At 36.3% G+C, this 19,916-nt stretch carries 23 protein-coding genes; all 23 read right to left on the bottom strand.

Going from position 1 to position 19,916, the window contains the following annotated elements; genetic code table 11:
* On the bottom strand, positions 1–1,775 hold a 1,775-nt coding region (locus PI85_RS07185), incomplete at its 3' end, for a pLS20_p028 family conjugation system transmembrane protein (RefSeq protein WP_039391465.1).
* Positions 1,776–1,869: 94 nt separating this feature from the next.
* Positions 1,870–3,924 carry a hypothetical protein gene (locus PI85_RS07180; protein WP_036124799.1) on the bottom strand — a complete coding sequence of 685 codons (2,055 nt, stop codon included), beginning with the start codon at positions 3,922–3,924 and terminating at the stop codon, positions 1,870–1,872.
* Between the two features lie 70 nt (positions 3,925–3,994).
* Complete coding sequence (locus PI85_RS07175) at positions 3,995–5,131, bottom strand: S-layer homology domain-containing protein (RefSeq protein ID WP_036124797.1); 1,137 nt, start codon at positions 5,129–5,131, stop codon at positions 3,995–3,997.
* Positions 5,132–5,296: 165 nt separating this feature from the next.
* Entirely contained in the window at positions 5,297–5,977 is a 681-nt protein-coding gene (locus tag PI85_RS07170) for a Fic family protein (protein WP_042737471.1), read from the bottom strand.
* Positions 5,955–6,146: an antitoxin VbhA family protein gene (locus PI85_RS07165; protein ID WP_036124795.1), complete on the bottom strand. Its 192-nt coding sequence runs from the start codon at positions 6,144–6,146 to the stop codon at positions 5,955–5,957. The genes PI85_RS07170 and PI85_RS07165 overlap by 23 nt, the downstream gene beginning before the upstream one ends.
* 72 nt (positions 6,147–6,218) lie before the next feature.
* On the bottom strand, positions 6,219–6,410 hold the full coding sequence (locus PI85_RS07160) for a hypothetical protein (protein ID WP_036124794.1): 192 nt from the start codon (positions 6,408–6,410) through the stop codon (positions 6,219–6,221).
* Positions 6,411–6,584: 174 nt separating this feature from the next.
* Entirely contained in the window at positions 6,585–7,325 is a 741-nt protein-coding gene (locus tag PI85_RS07155) for a type II secretion system F family protein (RefSeq protein WP_036124792.1), read from the bottom strand.
* A complete protein-coding gene (locus PI85_RS07150; RefSeq protein ID WP_036124790.1) occupies positions 7,322–7,510 on the bottom strand; it encodes a hypothetical protein in 189 nt (62 codons plus the stop codon). Before PI85_RS07150 ends, PI85_RS07155 begins: the two co-directional genes overlap by 4 nt.
* Before the next feature lie 5 nt (positions 7,511–7,515).
* Positions 7,516–8,643 carry an ATPase, T2SS/T4P/T4SS family gene (locus PI85_RS07145; protein WP_036124789.1) on the bottom strand — a complete coding sequence of 376 codons (1,128 nt, stop codon included), beginning with the start codon at positions 8,641–8,643 and terminating at the stop codon, positions 7,516–7,518.
* 2 nt (positions 8,644–8,645) lie between these two features.
* On the bottom strand, positions 8,646–8,885 hold the full coding sequence (locus PI85_RS07140) for a YdbC family protein (protein ID WP_036124786.1): 240 nt from the start codon (positions 8,883–8,885) through the stop codon (positions 8,646–8,648).
* A gap of 36 nt (positions 8,886–8,921) precedes the next feature.
* Positions 8,922–9,629, bottom strand: a complete 708-nt coding sequence (locus PI85_RS07135) for a hypothetical protein (RefSeq protein WP_036124785.1) — start codon at positions 9,627–9,629, stop codon at positions 8,922–8,924.
* Complete coding sequence (locus PI85_RS07130) at positions 9,622–11,856, bottom strand: VirD4-like conjugal transfer protein, CD1115 family (RefSeq protein WP_036124782.1); 2,235 nt, start codon at positions 11,854–11,856, stop codon at positions 9,622–9,624. Before PI85_RS07130 ends, PI85_RS07135 begins: the two co-directional genes overlap by 8 nt.
* A gap of 217 nt (positions 11,857–12,073) precedes the next feature.
* Entirely contained in the window at positions 12,074–12,427 is a 354-nt protein-coding gene (locus PI85_RS23540; RefSeq protein ID WP_052323477.1) for a hypothetical protein, read from the bottom strand.
* A gap of 85 nt (positions 12,428–12,512) precedes the next feature.
* The gene (locus PI85_RS23535; RefSeq protein ID WP_052323475.1) at positions 12,513–13,694 is read right to left on the bottom strand and encodes a hypothetical protein; all 1,182 of its coding nucleotides are present in this window, start codon (positions 13,692–13,694) and stop codon (positions 12,513–12,515) included.
* 59 nt (positions 13,695–13,753) lie between these two features.
* Positions 13,754–14,179 carry a hypothetical protein gene (locus tag PI85_RS07115; RefSeq protein ID WP_036124781.1) on the bottom strand — a complete coding sequence of 142 codons (426 nt, stop codon included), beginning with the start codon at positions 14,177–14,179 and terminating at the stop codon, positions 13,754–13,756.
* A 20-nt stretch (positions 14,180–14,199) separates the two neighbouring features.
* On the bottom strand, positions 14,200–15,465 hold the full coding sequence (locus tag PI85_RS07110; protein ID WP_158499495.1) for a toprim domain-containing protein: 1,266 nt from the start codon (positions 15,463–15,465) through the stop codon (positions 14,200–14,202).
* 121 nt (positions 15,466–15,586) lie between these two features.
* The gene (locus PI85_RS07105) at positions 15,587–16,564 is read right to left on the bottom strand and encodes a hypothetical protein (protein ID WP_036124780.1); all 978 of its coding nucleotides are present in this window, start codon (positions 16,562–16,564) and stop codon (positions 15,587–15,589) included.
* A gap of 43 nt (positions 16,565–16,607) precedes the next feature.
* The gene (locus PI85_RS07100) at positions 16,608–16,841 is read right to left on the bottom strand and encodes a pilin (RefSeq protein WP_036124778.1); all 234 of its coding nucleotides are present in this window, start codon (positions 16,839–16,841) and stop codon (positions 16,608–16,610) included.
* A gap of 3 nt (positions 16,842–16,844) precedes the next feature.
* A complete protein-coding gene (locus PI85_RS07095) occupies positions 16,845–17,048 on the bottom strand; it encodes a hypothetical protein (RefSeq protein ID WP_036124776.1) in 204 nt (67 codons plus the stop codon).
* Positions 17,049–17,138: 90 nt separating this feature from the next.
* Positions 17,139–17,300: a hypothetical protein gene (locus PI85_RS24630; RefSeq protein WP_164908703.1), complete on the bottom strand. Its 162-nt coding sequence runs from the start codon at positions 17,298–17,300 to the stop codon at positions 17,139–17,141.
* Positions 17,301–17,385: 85 nt separating this feature from the next.
* Positions 17,386–17,547, bottom strand: coding sequence for a hypothetical protein (locus tag PI85_RS24625; RefSeq protein WP_164908703.1), 162 nt, complete (start codon positions 17,545–17,547; stop codon positions 17,386–17,388).
* Between the two features lie 115 nt (positions 17,548–17,662).
* Complete coding sequence (locus tag PI85_RS07085) at positions 17,663–18,550, bottom strand: hypothetical protein (protein WP_036124773.1); 888 nt, start codon at positions 18,548–18,550, stop codon at positions 17,663–17,665.
* A 224-nt stretch (positions 18,551–18,774) separates the two neighbouring features.
* Complete coding sequence (locus tag PI85_RS07080; protein ID WP_036124771.1) at positions 18,775–19,410, bottom strand: recombinase family protein; 636 nt, start codon at positions 19,408–19,410, stop codon at positions 18,775–18,777.
* Positions 19,411–19,916: the final 506 nt, after the last annotated feature.

Below are 19,916 nucleotides of genomic sequence, written 5' to 3'. Positions count from 1 at the left end.
GTCACTCCTGATGTACTTGGTACAACTACACCTTGTATTGAAGAATCAACACTAGGACTGTCTGATATAGGTTGACTTTCTTGACGTTGCATAGCACCCTGTTGTGAAACATCACTTGTATTTGTTGATGGTTTAGCAGCTGCTGTTGTTACTGTCTTTGGTTGGATTGATGGACTTCCTTTTTCCTTTCCACCTTGACTTGGTATGTTACTGTTATCACTAGACGGAATTGGCTCATAATCTTGTGAGGTTGCAGCTATCTGATCATATGCATTCATTCCATCACTTTCTCCTGATGACGGGATAGGTTCTGATGTACCTCCCATAGTAGAATTTGAATGCTGTTTATCTGATTTCGGCATGGCTTTTACATCGCCACTACCTGGTATCGCTGGCACAGAAGTACGTTTTCCTGCCTCAGATGGTGTTTCTGTACGCATTCCTTCAACAGCTCTCTTCGCCATATTTGCTCCACCAGCTACAGTAGCAGCACCTTTTCCTGCCACATTTTTAAGAGCCTGTGCGCCAGCTGTCAATGCTTTGCCTCCAGCATATGCACCCATCATTGCTTGCCATCCATTGCGTAAGCCTGCATCGATACCAAGCATACGTTGAACAATGTCTGGAGCATCTATCACAGCCCAAGCACCTGCAATCATAAGTAAGACCACACCAAACATACCAATGTCCACCTTTAATCCGTTTGCCCAATTCACAAACAAAACGAATAGCTGCAGAAGCCCTGTCATAATAAAGATCACTACAAAGGTATTAACCATTTCTATTAGTACCTTTTTCGTGCGTTGCCCACCGGTAAGATCACTTGCTGCAATGAACATACCAAAAATTTGATGGAACGCCAGGTCAAAAATAGCACGGCCGATTTTAAGAACTGTGATTCCTAAAGCAATAGATGTTATCAGTAAAGACGCAATCAAAGACAGCCAATTGACATGATAGCGATAATAAGTTTCCCTACCTATTTTCGTCATTGGTACTGCATTCTTTTCTAATTCTTCTACTTGGTAACCATCTCCAACACCTGTAGACACAGATTTTGTTTTCAAAACTTCTTTTGTATCGTCACTTAATTGCTTTACCCAATCTTCTTTAAATATCCATCCATCATCTTCGTGAAAGTCTAGTTTTTGTAAGAAGGGAATGTGTAAGGCTGACGTATCAGAAAAACGATTCGCATAGGTATAATCTGTGGTTCCTATAGAACTATTTTCTTTACTAGCAGGCCGTGGAGGTGAATTTTCATCCCCACGTGTACTACTTGAAAATTGAAAATCGTGTTCCGCATAGTATAGGACATCAGCAACATTACTTTTAATCATATTACTAGCGAGCGTTTCATTTTCAGGATTCATTTGCTCAATCCCGACACCAACTATCTTTTGCATATTCGACATTAAATCAGGAATGATGACGATAAAACATAAAGCCATCACAATATTCAGGAGAACTTCATTACGTTTATCAATTTTATTGAACATAAATTGAAAGCCCAGGACTACAAGAGCAATAAAAAAAACGATCCATATCAGAGGTCGCGCTTTATCCATAAACTCTCCCATTGCGCCTGTAGCATAAAAGTCATTCAATGTGATAATTTTGGTCACTATGTCTTCTAACAATTGATTCAGCCAGCTTAAAGTGTAGATAATGCCACTACCAATCGCCCTAAACACATCTTGCCAAAGAAAGCCATCACTCACATGCAGAATGGATTCCAGTATCTTATGTTTCTCGATAATTTCATTATCGTCCATATCGAATCCTCCCTTTTTATTTTCTACATACAAACTTTATAATAGAAAAAGGACTCACCATTTTTGGTGAATCCTTATCGATGAATTGTTTTCTTTATTTTGCACCTCTGATTTCTCTCACTTTATCCGGAAAAGTTCGATCCACAAATCGGAAATTATGAATTTTATTATTAGAGTGCTGTCGTTCAGCAGCTGCAAGTGCTTTTACCTGTTCATGTGTCAACTCCACAGTCTCAAATTCTGTCACAGGAAACCTGGACTCTGGCTGCTCAATAATCCAGGCATCATCATATCCTGAGCCGAACAAGAAATGTTCAAAGCTAAAGGATTGATCAAATGTAAAGCTCAAATCACTTAGACCCATATCCACTAACTCTAATTGATTTTTGTATGTTTCTTTTGGTAGCAATTCAGAATTCGGTGTAACTGGTAAAGAATAACGTTGTAAGTGAGGAAAATCCTCTTCAGATTTCGTAAAAACCCAATCATCCTCAAAAGGCACACCCTTTGTAAATTGAACAAATTCGGCTTCCCCTTTAGCTGTACCTTCTTGGACTACTTGCGAGAAACTTGGTAGGGCTTGATCATTCTTAATAGCTTGCTTCACTTTCTCTGCATATTTATAGCCCGACATAAATCCTGTTCCGGAGGCTGTGAAAAACATATCAGAAACAAATTCACTTTCAAATTTACGCTGTTCTGCTTTCATTCCCTTATCCGTTAGTACTTTCTGTTGCAGCTGTACGCCATCCGCAAATTCAGCTTGTAAGCTCTCATCTAACTCAGCTGCTTGATAGGTACCTGAGCTTTGCGTTTTCTTCAGTGGGTAAAAATCACCGTCTTTATGTTTGCCTGAAGGTAGTTCCACGCTATACATAAATTTACCTGGTGTCATAGGCAACGTAGTTTGTGTTTTTAACTTTACCTCATCCTGCCACTCGTTCCCTTCAGCTCGACTATATTGTTCATAATAGGCTTTTGATTCTTTTAATGGACCATACTTATCTTCTCTGCCAACGACCCATTTTTTCACTAAAACATCATCTAATTTGTCAGATTTTTCAGCTTTCCCTTGCTGGTGATCAACAGGAATAGAACCATTCAACTCAAATTTCTGAACGGCCCGCCAATCGGAACGATCATCCCAATGACACCTTTGTTCTTCTCCTGCCCCTGTGCAAACCCAACCAATTTTTTTATTGGTGTACTCATATTCAAAGGCATACTGCATGTTCTTATTTTGTACTTGTTTCGCATTGATATAAAATTCTATAGGCCCTTCTTGTTCAACATGTTTGGTGTCGAGGTCTACTGTATGCTTAATGTTTCGAACCGCAACATGCTTATCATATTCTCCTTTAAAGCTACTGTAGACAGCTACTTCGCTTAACCCATTTTTATCTTTTCTTTCTAATTCCCAATAAGCTCTCCCTAACCCTGTTCCTTGTTTATCTTCAGGCTCCTGCCACTCCACATCAAAAGTTGCCGTGACAAAGAAATCATTATTTCGATAAAAATAAGCTTTCTCCCCATTCTGGCAATGACTATCCGTATACGTTGTATCTTTATAGTAAATTGAATAGCGACCATTTATCCCATTCACTCGTTTGTTATACTCACCAATGTCACCTGTAAGGAAACGAGCAGGAACAGGTGTTGTATCGTCATAATAGAATAAAGCTCCAGCTGCTTCAGCTAATTCATACATTTCTTGTCCAAACTGTTGCACAATCTCTTTTTTAACCTCAACTGGTTGATGGGGAACATGGCTGTCTTCTGTACTCCAAGCTTCTCCTTGTCTCCAGCCAGAAACCGTGTGAACATCCCATATTGGGTTTCCATAGTAGTCATAACCAGCAATGTAATCTGTATCCGTTCTTACACACTCATATAAAATAGCTCCCCATCCTGTTCGTTGAGGATGACTGGAACCTCCTGATTTCACCATTTGATAAATCTCTTCAGGATCCGTAGGTTCTACACCAAATCCTTCGCCCACAGTATCGGGAAATTTCACTGTAAGCGTAATAGTATCCTTAATGGGGGCAGTGGTAGCAGCAGCTACTTCAAGTGGCTTACTACCTTCAAAGTTAAAGTTTGGAAATAATAAAATACCTAAACAAAAAACAGAAATCACCCGTTTTAACACGATAACTTCACCCTTTCTCCATATAAAAAAGACCTCTAAAATAATAAAGGTCTTTTTAAATAATTATTTTTCAATTTGTGTGATTACGAACACCAGAAATATAAATTTTTCCATTTTGATAATTGAAGTACACGGTAAAAGTTCCACCATTATGAACTTCTCCTGTTTCAATCACTTGATTAATAACCTTAACAAATTCCTCATAGGTTGTACCTGCTTGTTCGGCACTTAAACGAAGTTTATCTTCAAATGTTGCTGGAACACCTTCTCTATATTTCTCTGATAAACTAGCATAACTTTCTTCATATGCTTTCTTTTCAATATCGTAACTTGACGTAAATCCATGTCCATTTTCTTTGATGATTTCTTGAACAATCCCTGCATTCTTCTTCTCATGTTCACCTGCTACATAACCAGCTGGACGAGGAATTTTTGTTTTAATATCCTGATAGCTCCAATCACTGTACTTAACTGGACTCTTACTTGTTGGTTTAGGATCTGGTTTTGGTTCTGGCGTTGGTGTCGGAATTGGTTTTGCTACGAAATCATCATCTATATTCATAGCTCGGTGCATGAATAATACATAATGAACACGCGTCAAAGAACCGTTTAATTTAAACGTGTAGTCCTCATAACCTGTCGTTACGCCATTCGAATATAGTGCTTTTACGTATTCCTCGTACTTCGATCCTTTCACATCTCCAAACAAATAATCAGCCTTCACTTCAAGATTGAAAGCAACAGCAATAATCTTCGCCATTTCACCACGAGTTAGGGCTTTATTCGGGTTCACATTGCCCTGGCTATCCATTTCTAAAAGTCCTGCTTCTACTAAGCTCTTGATGTCATCGTAAAAAGGACTGTCTGTACGTAAATCCTTTGGCTGCTTAAATTCCTTTGTTTTTTCAAGTGTTAAATCATTAATTTTCAGCGCACGGTTAACTAATGCCGCAGCATGTTGACGGCTAATTGTTGTATCTGGACGGAAAGTGCCATCTTCATAGCCTTGAATGATCCCAGCATCCCGCATTTCATGGATAATTTTATAGTACGGAGAATTTACTTTTACATCTTTGAAAGGATTATTGGCCAAAACTACAGCTCCTTTTGTTTCTGCAGCCTCAGCATAATGATTTGGAATAGGTGCCACCATCACCGGAATAGCAATAGCAGCTGCCATTGTCGCCATAAATAATTTATTTCTCATATCATTTTCCTCCTTCAAACAAATGGTATTTTTTTGCTTAATCTATACTTCAAACGAATAACTATTAAATAGGAAGTTCCTTTAACTATATTATACCACATTTGTTAAAATAAGCAATTAAATTCCATGAAAAAAGACTCACCTTTTTTTTGGTGAATCCTTGATTTAACGCTCTTGATTGTCTCTTTCATTCTTGCCTTTCATCTGTTGCACTCGTAGTTTAAATCCCTTATCAAAAGAGTGAATTATTTCTTTGTTAGGCTCATGATTGGCAATACATTTATAGATTACTTCACTTAATTTAGTGTCATCAAATTTGGATAAAACGGTTGCTCTTGTATACTCTTCTTTCCCAATTTCGCCCCAATTTAATTCAAAACCATTTTTCATTGCTAGAAGTCTTATGAACTCGGTTTGAGTTCTTCCATTACCTTCTCTAAAAGGATGTAATACATTAATTTCTGCCATAAAATAAGCAGCACGTTTGCAAAATTGGTCCATTGAGAGACCTTCTAAAAATTTCTCATTCTTCAATTCTTTAAATAACGTTTTCCCTTGATCTTCGATATACAATGAATTTGCAAATTGAAAATGATCTTTTGATATGTTTTCATCCCGTATTTCTCCAGCAAAGTCATAAATATCTTGAAAAATATATTTATGAATGGATTTTAAATGAGAAAAATCAAATGTTCCATACAATGGACTTTCGCGCAATTCTTTTAAACGTTTACCGACATAGAGTGCTTCTATTTGATCTAATTTTTGTTGGTCATGAATATTAAATTTATTAATCAGAACAATTGAATTAGGATAACAATATTTAGATTGATTGAACGGTTCCATTGTCCAACTCCAAAATATCCATTGCCTTTTGATGCATCTGTGAAGTTGTAATCTCTCCTTTAGCCTCCATTAAAATTAATTCTTCAAACTCTGGCGACAGTTCCAAACCTTCGAACGCTAGAACAGCTTTTACTTCTTCCATATTTTCTTCGTGGGTTTTTCTTCTCATAGTTTTAGACTCCTTATACTTGTGACTTTAGTTACAAGAGGATACAGCTTACCTCCTTTCAAAATGTAATTTTCATTTTTTGTGTAAATCTTTTTCCACTACTTCTTTAAACCACTTATCAATAGTTTCCTTTTTCCAACCTTTGGTACTACCTATACGAACATCATGTTGAGGAAACTGATTTCTATTGATCAAAACAGCAATTTTACGCTGATCGCCCCATCCAACTTTTTCAGTCAATTTTCCAATATCAGTTTGACTCATATATACCTTCTCCAAGTAACAACACTTCCTTAACGTTCTATACCTGATCCCACTTGTTAGTATAATTATAACACACCATGTTGTTAATCACAACAAAACTAAGAAAGTATATATAATTATAAAATATTATAAGGACTCACCATTTTTGGCGAATCCTCTAATTTGATGAACAAACTAGTAACGAATAGAAATATCCATACTTCTTTTCTGTAAAAAATATAGGTTCAAAAGGGCAAATACTTGTGTTATTAGCAACACACCTATACCAGCATAGCCAACGTTCAAAAATGTGTCCCATAGTTCCCCTACGATAAAACGTAGCATTAATGAGATCCCCATTACCATGCCCAGCAACACGTACACAGCCATCGCAAAACCTCTACGTTTACGGTATAATTCATCACGTTTCTTTAGCTCAAATATCATGTTTTTATGTATTTGGCTAAATAAGTCGTCTGGATTACCGCCATGCTCGTATTGAATCTTTAAATTTTGATGAAACTGATCTAAGGTTGGAAAATCATATTTTTCAAACTGTTTTGTATTTAATTGGGCCTCTTTTTCTAACTGTTGAATACTGACTTCAATTGCTTTTTGTATGTCTGGATGGACAGTTGCTTGCGTTCCCTTGAATGCATGAAGCACATTTTCACCCGTTTGTAGAAAGAATATCATGTTCGTGACATACTTTAATAGCTCACTTAAATGCATTTGATACTTTTTTAATTGACGATTTTGTACCGTAAAGACAAAAAAGAAAAAGAGAGCACCTATGCAACCAACAATAATACTAATGGTGCGCTCTTTTGAAATGAGATAGAAAAACTGATAGTTGGCCAAGAACCATATTAGTAAATAAAATGCGATTTCCCAGCCGTAGAACAAAACACGAACTTCTTTTATTAATTGTTTCATGACTGTTTACTGCCTCCTTTTAGCAAAAAATCTTGTTCTGCCAATATGGGAATCAAGCGAGATGGGATATTCTTGGAACTTTCACCGTGTAAAGTAGTGATAATGGGATGATCGGTTGTAGCACTGTCTAATACATCTTCCCAACCATAGAACAGAACACAAGCTTCTTTTAATACCTGTTTCATGATTATTACCTGCCTCCCTTCGGTAAAAATACGTCGGGTACTAAATGAATTAATTCTTTATCTTCTAATTCTGCCAATGTCTTTTCTGATAATGGGTGATAACGCTGTTCAATACGGTATTCGCCTGTCTTTTGATCCCTTACTTTCACTTCTCTATACACATAATTCCCTACTGGTCCATTAGAGTTAAACCCCGTATACTCGGCCAATTCTTTGATTCTTCGAACTGTTTTTCCTTCTTTGGTCCTTGTCCCTTGTAAATAGCAACCCCAACGCAAAAATTCTACGATTTCATTTCCAATTAATTGATCATCAATAATCGCATAAGCTGGTGATTGTCGAATCATCGGAATTAAGCGAGATGGGATATTCATGGCGCCTTTAGCGTGTAAAGTAGAGATAATGGCATGATCGGTTTTAGCACTATCTAATACATCTGCAGCTACGGCACCTCGGATTTCAGCGATAATGGTCCAATCAGGATTATTTCGAAGGGCTGCTTTCACACCATCGCTCATTTCAAACACACCAGGTATTGTTTTATAACTTGTAATATCCTTTTCAGGATATAATGTTTTTATATGACTATCCCGTGTATCTTCAATTAATACAATGTTTGCATCTTCAGCTGTATATCCAACTAACAGTTTTTGAAATTCTGTCTTTCCTGAACCTGTTCGTCCACAAATGATAAGATTACTTTCGGCAAGCGTTAATACTTTAAACAATTGCTCTACGGGTTCATGATCTCCTGTCACTAAAGCAGCTATGGAACTAATCGCTAAATGAGGACGAGAAACACGAATGGCAAGATTAACACCGTCAATGCTAATACGTTGATGTGTGCCGCTGATTCGTAGAATACCGATTTCGGTATCCAATTGTGGCTCAGCGTGCGAAAAGTTACCTTTTTGAATATCAGATATTTGTTTCACAAGCTTTTGTACGTCTTCTTTACTTGGCTGGTCTGGCGCTAAATATCGTCCTTTTTCATTATCTTGTATCCTCAATTGTGTACCATTAAATCTAATATCTGTGATAGTTAATTGTTTCATATAAGGCCCTAAAAAACTTTGCTCCAATATTTCATTAATTCTTTTTTCTAGACGTTCCTGATCGCTCATTACGTTCATTTTTATACCTCCATTTGTTCAATAGACAAACATTTTTGTAATCCTTCCAACAATAGTCGGGCTTCTTCTATCGTCAGTGATACACCTTTTCCTGCTTTTTCTTTTTGAGGAGACCACCAACGTATATCAATAGTGGTTGGTTTATGATACCAACTTACTTTTGACAATTCCCTTGTCCATCCCGTATCAGCAGTTCGCAAAAGGGCAACATTTTCAATAATTTCAAACGTTTCCTTAGACATTCACCACCATCCTCCTTTGTCATAATGTTTAAAAAGTTATTTAGGCATGGTACTTAATGCATCTGTCACATTCGTCATGTAATGCATGAAAATGACACCAGCAAATCCGATCACTAAAAAAAGCGATATAAGGATTGGAAATAAACCAAACTTATCGCTTGCATTCATCTTATGTTGTATCAATTCATCGACCTTATTTTCCTGAAGGTTTTGGATATATCGCTCTAATTCCTGTATAGACTCCTTTTCTACGCCTTGTTCACTAAATTGGTAAATCATATTCATAACCATGTATGCCTCACTAGAGCCTATATAATCCGCAAATGCTAAATAAGCATTTCGATCATTTCCATTCTCGATTTTTTGAATAAGTTTGATCAATTCTTTATCCAATGGATCGGGCGTATAAATCAACGCCACTTTCAATGTTTGATAGACATTCCCCGAACTAGGCAGTAATGCTATGAAACTCTGCAGGAACTGCGGAAACAAAAAGGAATTCTTTATATCAATATTTTTCTTGGTTGATAGCAATTTTAAATAAGCAAACTTCCATCCTAGATAAAAGGCAGTAGGCAAACCGATTAACCATATTGGCTTTTTAATTACCATTATGACCATTGCATAAAGCATGGTTACAATCACAGCATATAAAATCCGATGGATTAGAAATTTCTTCTTGTCTTTTCTAAAAAACTCCAAATGAGCGTCAAGCAACTGTTCTTTTAACAACTCGTTAATCATCTTCTTCTATACTCCCTTCCATAATCAATTTTTGCATAGTAGTAATCTTTTCATCCTGAATTGCTACCTCTTCATCCTGCATTGTTTTTTCACGTTGTTCTCGCAAAATACCTGTCCATTCCCTCAAAACTTTATCTGGTAAGTATTTTTTTAAATCGGGAAAAATTCTGCGTTCAACAACTGTTGAATCAATAGTTGAACCATAGGTAAGGTAACTAAAGAGCTGTAAAAATGACCACGTAGGGATTTCATCTAAATAATCATCTGTTGTTTGTAAAACCCGATACAAGGTACTTGTCAATTTAGAAAATTCAGCTGTACTCATTGCAAAAGACATGCATACATAAAGATCCCTGTCACTTTTAGAAGTAAAGACCATATCGGACATTTTTAAGTTGTGATACTGAGTAGACATGATTGGCAGTGATAATATAGACCTACTATTATCAAAGTACTCAGCTAGATACTCCCAACGAAACTTAGCAGCTGTAATACCTTTATTAAAAATGGGCTTAGGTTCAATTTTATTTCGTTGATTATCCTGACGTTTGTTAGCACGTACTACTACGGATTCTCCCTCTTTGAGACGCATTAACTCGTCTGGCATGAGTAACGCACGCTCTTTAACAGATTCACTATGTGACTTATCAGTAGAAAGTATTTGCCCACTTCGACTAACATCAGTAATTGTTTTTGTTCCAATTAATGCCGAGAATTGTTCAGCTGTCGCTTTATCTTTCGTTAAAATGTATATTTGGTTAGAGCAGTTACCAATGATTGTATCTGCATCATCACCATATAATGATTTCATTTGAGAATAAGCTTGTATAATTAAATGGAATCTAAACCCTCGGCCTGCACCTACAGTAACCATACCGTCCATTCCATCCACTACTGGCATATTCCCAAACTCATCGAGTAAAGCATGCACATGGCGCTTCATTTTTCCGCTAGGACTCATCGTAGCCTTTTCAGCATTTACTCGATATAATTGACTCACAAAAATACTGGCTAAAACATGATTTGATTTATCATAGTCAGGTGTTACCATAAAGATTGCGATAGGCTTGTCGCCAAAACCGACTTCTGTTAAATCTAAGCTGTTGTAACTTGTTAGTTTCGCATTAGGCTCTAAGGTGAAAATTTGCAATTTATCCATCGCTGAAGAGAAAATTCCTGCACGTGTATTACCAGCAGCAAAGTTACTTGTTGCATACATCATTCGAGCTGGGTTGACCTCATCTCTCGCTTGGAAGAACAGATCTAATGCATTTTCACCTGTTTCCTCATTATTATCACTACCGAGTGTAGAAAGGAAATTAGCCACAGAATATAAGTTAATCGTATCCTCTTTACCAGTCACAAGTGCATCTTCAGTCAATGCCAAAATAATTGCCGTCACCAAAGATTGAGCTGAGTTGGACCAAAACTTATCTTTCGCTGATGGATCATTGTATAACATAAACCCTACGCTATTTGCGTACTGTTGTGCTAAACTCGTATTTCCTGATTTCCACGCATCTATAACTACTTGCAACGGATTAAATCCCATTCCCATGTTTTGTTGAATTAAGTTAAATACATGCACTTCATAACCACGAGCTATTAGTGTGTCATAACTAGCTGCTGCAAGTTCCCCTTTCGGATCGTTGACAACTAAGGATGGCTTATTTTTGGCTCGACTCAGTACATCTATCTCAGGAAACACGAAGGTTTCCCCTTTACCTGATCTTGTAATACCAATAACCATCGTATGAATGGGTCCCTCATCGATTAATAGTCGATACGGACGCCCTTTTTCCTGTAAAGCTGAAATAATTACGCCACCATCACCGTCATATTCCTTTTCTGCTGCAGGTATAATTTTGTATTGCTTTTTTAATTCACGCACTTGTTCAAATTCACTGGTGCCGTGCTGCCCTTTATTCAAATCTACAAAATTCATTCGAATTTTATAGATGAATTTCACAAATCCTATCGTGCTTAGAATCGCAAACCCAATATAAAACGGAATCCAGTTCGATTGAAATTCTAAAAAACTGCGCCAATTAATCGAAAAAGATACACTCTTTGGATCTGCCTGGAATTGCTGGAACGATGCTAGTAAAGATTGAAGGAATGCAAGCACAAAATTTGAAACAAAAAACATGAGTAACCAAAAAACAATTGAGAAAACAAGAAGCCCTTTTGGTTGTGCTAAACGTTGTAAATATCTTGTTTCATTCATAGACCTTACTCCTTTCTTTCAAATTCCAACAAAAAACACGTCCTGGATGTAGTAATTACATCTGAACGTGTTTGATTTCTTGTTCTACTCTTTGAGGGACAATATCTTCATAATTCGTATTTGTATAAGCCATAGCAGCCACACATACAAAAAACAATAACCACAGTACATTTTTGAGATACTTTTTCATAGGCCTCACCTTACTTGTATTGGAAATTCAATTTTTTCCTGCAGAACGCTTCATAATCACGACTTTATCCTGACCATGTAACGTTTTCTTGCCACGCACATTTTGATAATCGTAATTATATTCGATGGCAATTTCTTCCCCAAACTCGACAAGCCCAGGCTTGGAGAAAGTCACCGTTAAATTCTTTTTCTTTAAGCTTTTGGTTACTTGTAAAACATGTTCAGACACACCGCCTTCTTCTTTAACGAGCTCTGTGACCTCTTCTGTCATCTTCAAAAAAGCATGCTGATGGAAAGCATCGATAGACATCATAAGAAGAAAAGGAAAAACCACAGCTGCAAACACCGCTGTGGCCAGAATGGCACCTTTTAAATTTGACATATAAAATTTCTCACTCCCTTCTTGTGAATTGCTAACCATGACAAAGCTTATGGTCCTAGCACTTAAAGGTAGAAACTTTTTGTACTTAATTACCCATATACTCAAAATATAGTTGATATTGATAGTAGTTATTGTAAGTACGTGTGTCTTTTTCTGGTCTTGTTACATTCCCCTGGTAAAGAGAGACTTCAGGTCTCTGAACAGTACCACTATATAACAGTTTTCCGACAACAAAATATTCCCTTCCTGATGCTTGCAAATACATCCAATCTTCTTCTAGATATATTCCTTCTTCTGGATACATTTCTTTACTACATGGTGATTTAAGATTAATTTTTTGAGACGTGTTGTTTAAATAACCATATTCTTCAAAGTAATCTGGGTTGTTTATTACAGTTAGATAATCCATTTCTATCTTTTTAAAAGTACCGCCATATTTTTCTCCAATATACCCTTCATATCCCTCTGAATCAGAATACTTGGTGTAACGATTATAACCAGTTGAATAACCTTCTTTTTCCCATTGGCCATTTTGACAAGCATAAGCCATTTTCCCATAAAGAGGTTGCTCAAAATCATCAACTTTTTTTGACGAAGATGGTATTTTATCATAAAGCTGTAATGTTCCCTTGTAACCATCCTTATTATAATCAAGAGCTTTTTGTTCAGTAACAAACTTCGTATCAGCAGGTATATATTCCCCACCTGTTTGAACTTTTTTTGAGACGTTTCCTTTAGATACCTTCACTGTTACTTCCTCACCGTTAACACGGACAATTTCTGTATTTCCCGTATTTGATGTAACACGTAGTAAATTGTTTAACCCAGGTATCCTAAACGTATATTCTCCATTAGCATTCAACGATTCAGGTGTTGTTATAGTGTATGTTTGAGGTAACTTCGGTGGGGTACCACCACCGCCTGCTACAATACGTTTGGCAATCACTACTTTATTTTGTGTATCTAACTTTTGTTTCCCCCGTACATTTTCATATTCATATTGATAGCGAATAACAATCTCTTCCCCAAATTGAACTAAACTAGGTTTTGAAAAGGTCACTATGTAGCCTTTGCCTTTTAGGTTATTCGCTACCTGTTGTACTTGATCAGAAACACCACCTTCTTGTCTAAGAAGCTCTGCCATTTTTTCTGTTGTACTCAAATAAGCACGCTGTTGCAAGGAATCGATTCCAAAACTTAATAAGAAAGGAAACACTACACCAACCCAAAGTGCCATCGCTAAAATTGCACCTTTAAGATTTGACATGCTTGTGTTTCACCACCTTTCCCTTAAAATAAAAGGCACTCACCAAATTTGGCGAGTACCTACTCCAATTCATTCAGTGTTAAGTGTCGTTCGGCAGTTCCCTTTACTTTACCTTTTTGATCAATATATCGAATCCGATACTGGATACCACGAATATCTTTATCGATAGAGGTTGCTTTTCCTCCTGCATCTACAAAGGCATAACTCACTTGAAGCTTGTAGGTAAGATTTTTTTGAGTTGCTGCAATTTCAGCAAGCAAATTTTCTACTAATTCCTTTTTGTCTACATACAAAGCGTCCTTTTCTGATTGTCCCTGCTCATTTAGACCTGTACGAATGGCACCTACATGAGCTGTTTCCAATACCACTTCAGTTTCAGCCATTGTACGTGTCGTTATATTCTGAATGGATGCCCCGTAGCTAATAAATCCTATAAAAGCTACGAACGCTAATAGTGGTACAAACCATTTCAAAAAAGTTGTCATAATATCTCCTTTCTTGTGTCTTATCGTTCATATTGAAGTTTCCTTACTTGATTTTCTTTTTTGAAAAGTTGTTGATTAACACATTTCTCAAAAGACTTTTGATCATCCAGAGAAAATTTTATTGGCGATAAGGCATCATCAGGATATTTAAAAACTTTGTACTCTAAATTCATTTTCTCAAAAAATCCAATCAATTCATTTGTTTTTTCCTGACCTTCAGCTGTATGTGGCATAGCTAGAATAAATGTTTTATGATGTAAATCCCTGTTTAACATAAGTTTCTGGATAGGCTCTTTAAAATCACCTTTATCCTCCCCCTGTAAAACTAATACACCACATTCTGCATCAACACTTCGGAACGATAAAGCATCCATTCTCGAATGACATATGACTACATGTTGCATGGATTTTTTAATATCAATGTAATTTCTGCTGTTTGTTTCAAATTTTTTTTCAAAAAACTGAACATATCGCTGAAATTTTTCTTTTTCCTTTACTAAAAAGTCATTTCCATCTTTACACGTTTCAGGGTATATAAAAATTTGATAATCAGCATGTATTTCTTCCAGACAACTAGCAATTTCCTTGGAAGCTTTATAGCCAGCAACATCATCGTCCATCGCAATAAGAAATCGCTTATTCTTAAATTTCTCTGGATTATCTTTTATATAGTTGCAGAGAGTTCGGTATTTCCGAGAACCTGTTAAGGCCATAACTCCAACCGTTTTATCGATTTCGCGGAATGATAAACTATCCATTATAGCTTCACCAATAACAATCGTCTTTGCCTCTTCAGGAATATCCACAAAAAAATCCCTCGCATCATTGGAGGGATTCACAACTAATTGTATTTCTTTAGGTTCTAAATTTGGATTTATGGATGAGCGTAATAGAATCCGATCTATGCGCCCATCCTCACCAAATAACGGAAGGACAAGGTTTCTTTGACACATCCAATGATTATCTGCATAATTTTTCGGTAATAATCCATTCGCATATTCAAACATTAATTTTACACCTTCCGGATTCGAAAAATCTGCAATAAATGGGGTAGTAGTTGAACGGGAAAGACCACGATAGCCGTTGTCTAATGTATCACTTTCTATATTTTCAAGAACATGACTCATTAATTTTGTAAATCTGTCCAGCTGCTTAGCTTGTTTAACACTAAGTCCCTTTTTTTCTTCTTGTTCAACGGAATAAAGGTTTTCAGCCTCATTTTCCTCATATGTTAAAATAAAGCGTTCTCCGCAACTATTTTCCCGATTACATTGAATAAAATTCATATTATTTTTATATATAAACGCTTCCTGGTGCTCGCACTCTGGACACGTACAAATGAAATACCTGCCTCGATCCTTTGCATTTAACTCGGCCAACATCTCATTTATATCTTGATAAAGTAACTTATTGTGGCTCATCCTCCTTCACCTCATCCCCCTGTAATTGCTTTTCAATATCCAACTTATATTGTTGTAGAATCGGACTTAGAACAAGAGACTCAATCATTTCATCATTAGCAAGTGAGAAACCTTGTGATAAAATAGCATCATATTTTTCTTTTAAAGCAGTAATTAGTGTCAAATGAATTTCATAAGCTTCCGCAAAACTATTTTGTTCTACAAAAGTTGAAAAAAGAACCAGCTGCACGGTCTGGTACAGTTTAAAATTGGGACATAGAGCCTCAATGCGATGTTTTCCTACAGACTGAAAGCTTGCCCCAGCATATTGAGTAAATTGTTTGAAGGTTATATCCTCTTGTAATATCAAATTTACTTTTTCCTCTAACAATTTTTGCTGTTGAAGAAAGTCTGTTTGTTCACCATCTAGGGACTTACTAGCATCCAGTATTAATTTTTCTAGTGCCGTTTTTATAGCTGCCATCATTTGCTCAAGTTCAGCATAAAAACCTGTTTTAACAAGTGATTGCATAGTTCCAAACATTTGATTTAGTTGTGAACTATCCAAATAAATAGGAAATGGCTTAAAAGCAGAAATACCGAATAGTTGATCGTAACGAATCGCAAATGTAGCAAATTCTTTATTGATAAACAGCTGCTTTTCTTCCTCAACATACTCCTTCAGCGTGTTGACATACTTATGTCGCATATCTTCTTCCCAACTATCAAATGTTCGAATAGTATGCTCCAACTGTTTTTGGAGGCTTTCTTTATTGTCAAAATAAACTTGGCTAATGACTAAACATTGGCCATCAATCCAAAACTCAAAAGACTTGGTAGAGGCTGCTCTTTTTTCTTTTGCAAGCCTGTCACGAATCCTATTTATAATTTCTTCTGCTTCGGTAAAAAAATAGTTTCGCTCTTCGTCAATTTCTCTAAAGTAATCACCGTCATCCTTGAAACGAATCAATAATTTTCGCAACACATCGTTTTCTCCTTCCTCTTCCTTTCCCTAAGAAAAAATCCAATTAGAATCCTGCTACTTTCCCTGTCATCCAAACCACGAAAGATGCAGCAAGATAAACAATACCGAATCCGATAAATACGTTCACCATCCAAGATTGTGCACTTTCTTTCTTTTGTGGATCTTTTGCAAACATCCAGATAAGCCCGATGATAACTAAAACCAGACCAGCTACTGCAGGAGCTAATTTTTGTACATCAGTTGCAATATTATTTATGAGCGTAATGGCATTATCCAAACTTTACACCTCCCTTTCTTTAACTAGAGAAGCAATAATCCCCTTGTTTTCTAAATTAAATTCAAGTATTCGAGCTTGATGTTGTTGATGTAGCCATTCAAAATAAGATTGTCCTTGTGCCTCAAATATTTCTTTTACTAAGGCCTCCATATCAGCAAATCCTTCTGGTTTAGCCTTACTTTGACGCTTTTTTTCAGATTGTGACAATTTACCATTCTCCTTTCGGTAAAATAAAAAAGCAGAAGATAGTTATCTTCTGCTCCCCTTGACTGTCCCAGCTTAGCTAGACTAGGTATTTTAAACACCTATCCCACTAAACACGTTGTCTACCATTTTCGTCCAACCAGCTCCGATTTTTGCCATTAGAGGATCGATTACGCCAGTTGCAAATGCGATCATTCCGCCAAATAAAACTAAAACAATGATAGCTAATGTGATCTCTGCTTTGTAGTTATTCAATTGCTATACCTCCCTTCTAAGATTTAGGGCAATAAAAAAAGAAGAGTCACAAATGTTCTCTTCGAAACTTTAAATTTAGTTATTTTTAAACACCAATCCCACTAAATACATTGTCTACCATCTTTGTCCAACCAGCTCCGATTTTCGCCATTAGAGGATCGATTACGCCAGTTGCAAATGCGATCATTCCACCAAATAATACTAATACGATGATTGCTAGAGTGATCTCTGCTTTGTAGTTATTCAATATTCTCCACCCCCCTTCAAGGCAAAAAAAAAGAGTGGCCATCATACACGCCCTCTTATGAGTTCAATATTGTTTGAAAATAGAATAGAAAGGACTCCCCAAATTTGGGGAATCCTTATCGTTCGTTCATTTGTGCAGTCATAGCTTTATTTTGCTTCCTATCAAGTTGTACTGGCTCATGTTCATTTAATTTTTGATCGATAGCATTTGTAAAATCCTTCAAGCGTTCATTCATGTAAAGAATTGTCTGTTTCACCGTTGATTTAGCTGAGTCTTTTACTTCTGTGATACTATCGCGAACGTCATTACGTAGCCCAGTTACTTTGTCATCCAATTTTTGTTTGGAAGTTACAGTACGTTCAATAATAGAGTCTTTGAAATGCTGACGACATTCCTTTAAAAGATTCTTCATTTCATCGCAATAGTCAGCGAATGTCCTTTTCTTTGACTGCTGCTCCAAAGAGTTGAGCAAATGTTCGAAACCTTTTTCGATACGATTAAATTGTTCGCTTATTAATTGTTCTACTTCTTTCTTAGTTAAGAAAGATTGCTCATTTTCATCACCAACTACCTGCGTTTCAACGACCTTCAGTAATTCTTCACCATGTTGTTCCATTTCATTTTGCAAGTCTTTAGTGAATGCATCCTTCGCAAGTTTTCGTTTTTGGTACTGTAAGTACATGTCTTCATTAGTTAACTTAGGGTTAAGCCCTTCATATGAAAAGCCATGTTCTTCAGCAAGTGCCTTCGCATATTTTTCAGCGCGCCAAAGCTGTTTATATGCCTTTAATAAGAAAGGTTGGTTCTCATCCCTTCCTTCACGCCCTTTATAGCTTACAGCTGCATCTACATGCCACTTTCCGGCATCTCCGTACATGCTCAAATTAACTTTTGGTTTATTGCCATATACTTCTTGCCTACTTTCTACAAAAGACAACACATCTGAAATTTCCACAGGTTCAAGATCATACCCATAGACTTGTTTCTCGGAACGTTCTGTCATTCCTAATTTCCTCCCATCTACTTTAAAATATTTCAAAAGTTAAAAGGACCCTTCCTATTTAATAGAAAAGATCCTTTATGTATCCTAAGAAAATTTGCTTTTTCTCCAGGACATAATCCTTTGATACTAATACTTTACCACAGATTTTCTGAGAAAAAGTCCGAGAAAAGTCCAGAAATAGTCCAGAAATAGTCCAGGAATAGTCCAGGAATTTTCTCATTAGCCTAAGTATCCTTATGATTAACTGCCCTTTCTTCCAATTCTAATTGCCTTTTGATTGAATAAATAGTGTTCCTAGCAAGACCCGTTTCTCTATGAATATTTACTACTGATTTATTTTGTTTTAATAACTGGACCACTACATTATATATAAGACGATCCTTTCCTTTGGCTTCAGCATGATATTTTCTAGGTTTCCCGTTGAAAGCTCCACGCTCTTTTGCAATAGCAATACCTTCTCGCTGTGCCGTTTTAATTCGATTGCGTTCTTCCTCAACCATCCACGAAAGAAGTGTCAAAACTAGATCAGACACCAGCTGGCCAACACCTGCTAATTCTTTATACTTTCGTGTATCAAGGATCGGCATATTTAAAACAACTATATCAATTTCATCTTCAGTTATTTGTTTCCACTCATTAAGAATTTCTTGTTTATTACGGCCAAACCGACTTAAATCATGGACCACTAACACATCACCAAAACGCATTTTTGATCTCATTTCACGATAAACGGAACGAGCAAAATCTTTCCCTGACTTTTTTTCGCTGTATATTTTTTCACATCCAAAAGCTTCAAGCTCCTTCAGTTGGCGATCTAAATTTTGATCAACAGAACTAACCCTTGCGTAACCAAAAATCATTATGTACCCACTCCTTTAATTGAACAACTTATAATGAACAATCTAATACATTGATATTACTACATTTCGTTTTGTTCAACTAGAGTCTACTTAAAATGAACTTTTTAAAACCAAGAATGGCCAAAAGCATAATCTGCGAATTATAATAACACACTCAGTTACAGGATCTGATTTATCATTGAATTTGATAGCAAACAATGACGGATAATCTGTATTTTGTGAGTCACTATTTTTATACTCCTCATAAGATAAGGTAGACATTATTTATAACTTAAAGGTTTTCATTATTTCTTTGATAGAAAGAAAAACATAACTTATTTATTCCATCATCAAAATGATGAGGAAAGTATAATAGAAGAAAACCTAGAGAAAAACAGCGAATAGTAATCAATATAGTACTCATATATTAATAGAAAGCAAATACTAAGCTAACAAAGCCAGTAATACCGGGACTTTCGCAACTTATTATTTTTAGGAAATGGTTTATCCGCTAAAAATGACGAAAA

The sequence above is a fragment of the Lysinibacillus sp. A1 genome (assembly GCF_000801965.1).
Classification (GTDB): Bacteria; Bacillota; Bacilli; order Bacillales_A; family Planococcaceae; genus Lysinibacillus; species Lysinibacillus fusiformis.
Note: the sequence above shows the minus strand (reverse complement) of the source record. Positions and strands in the feature narration are given on the sequence as shown.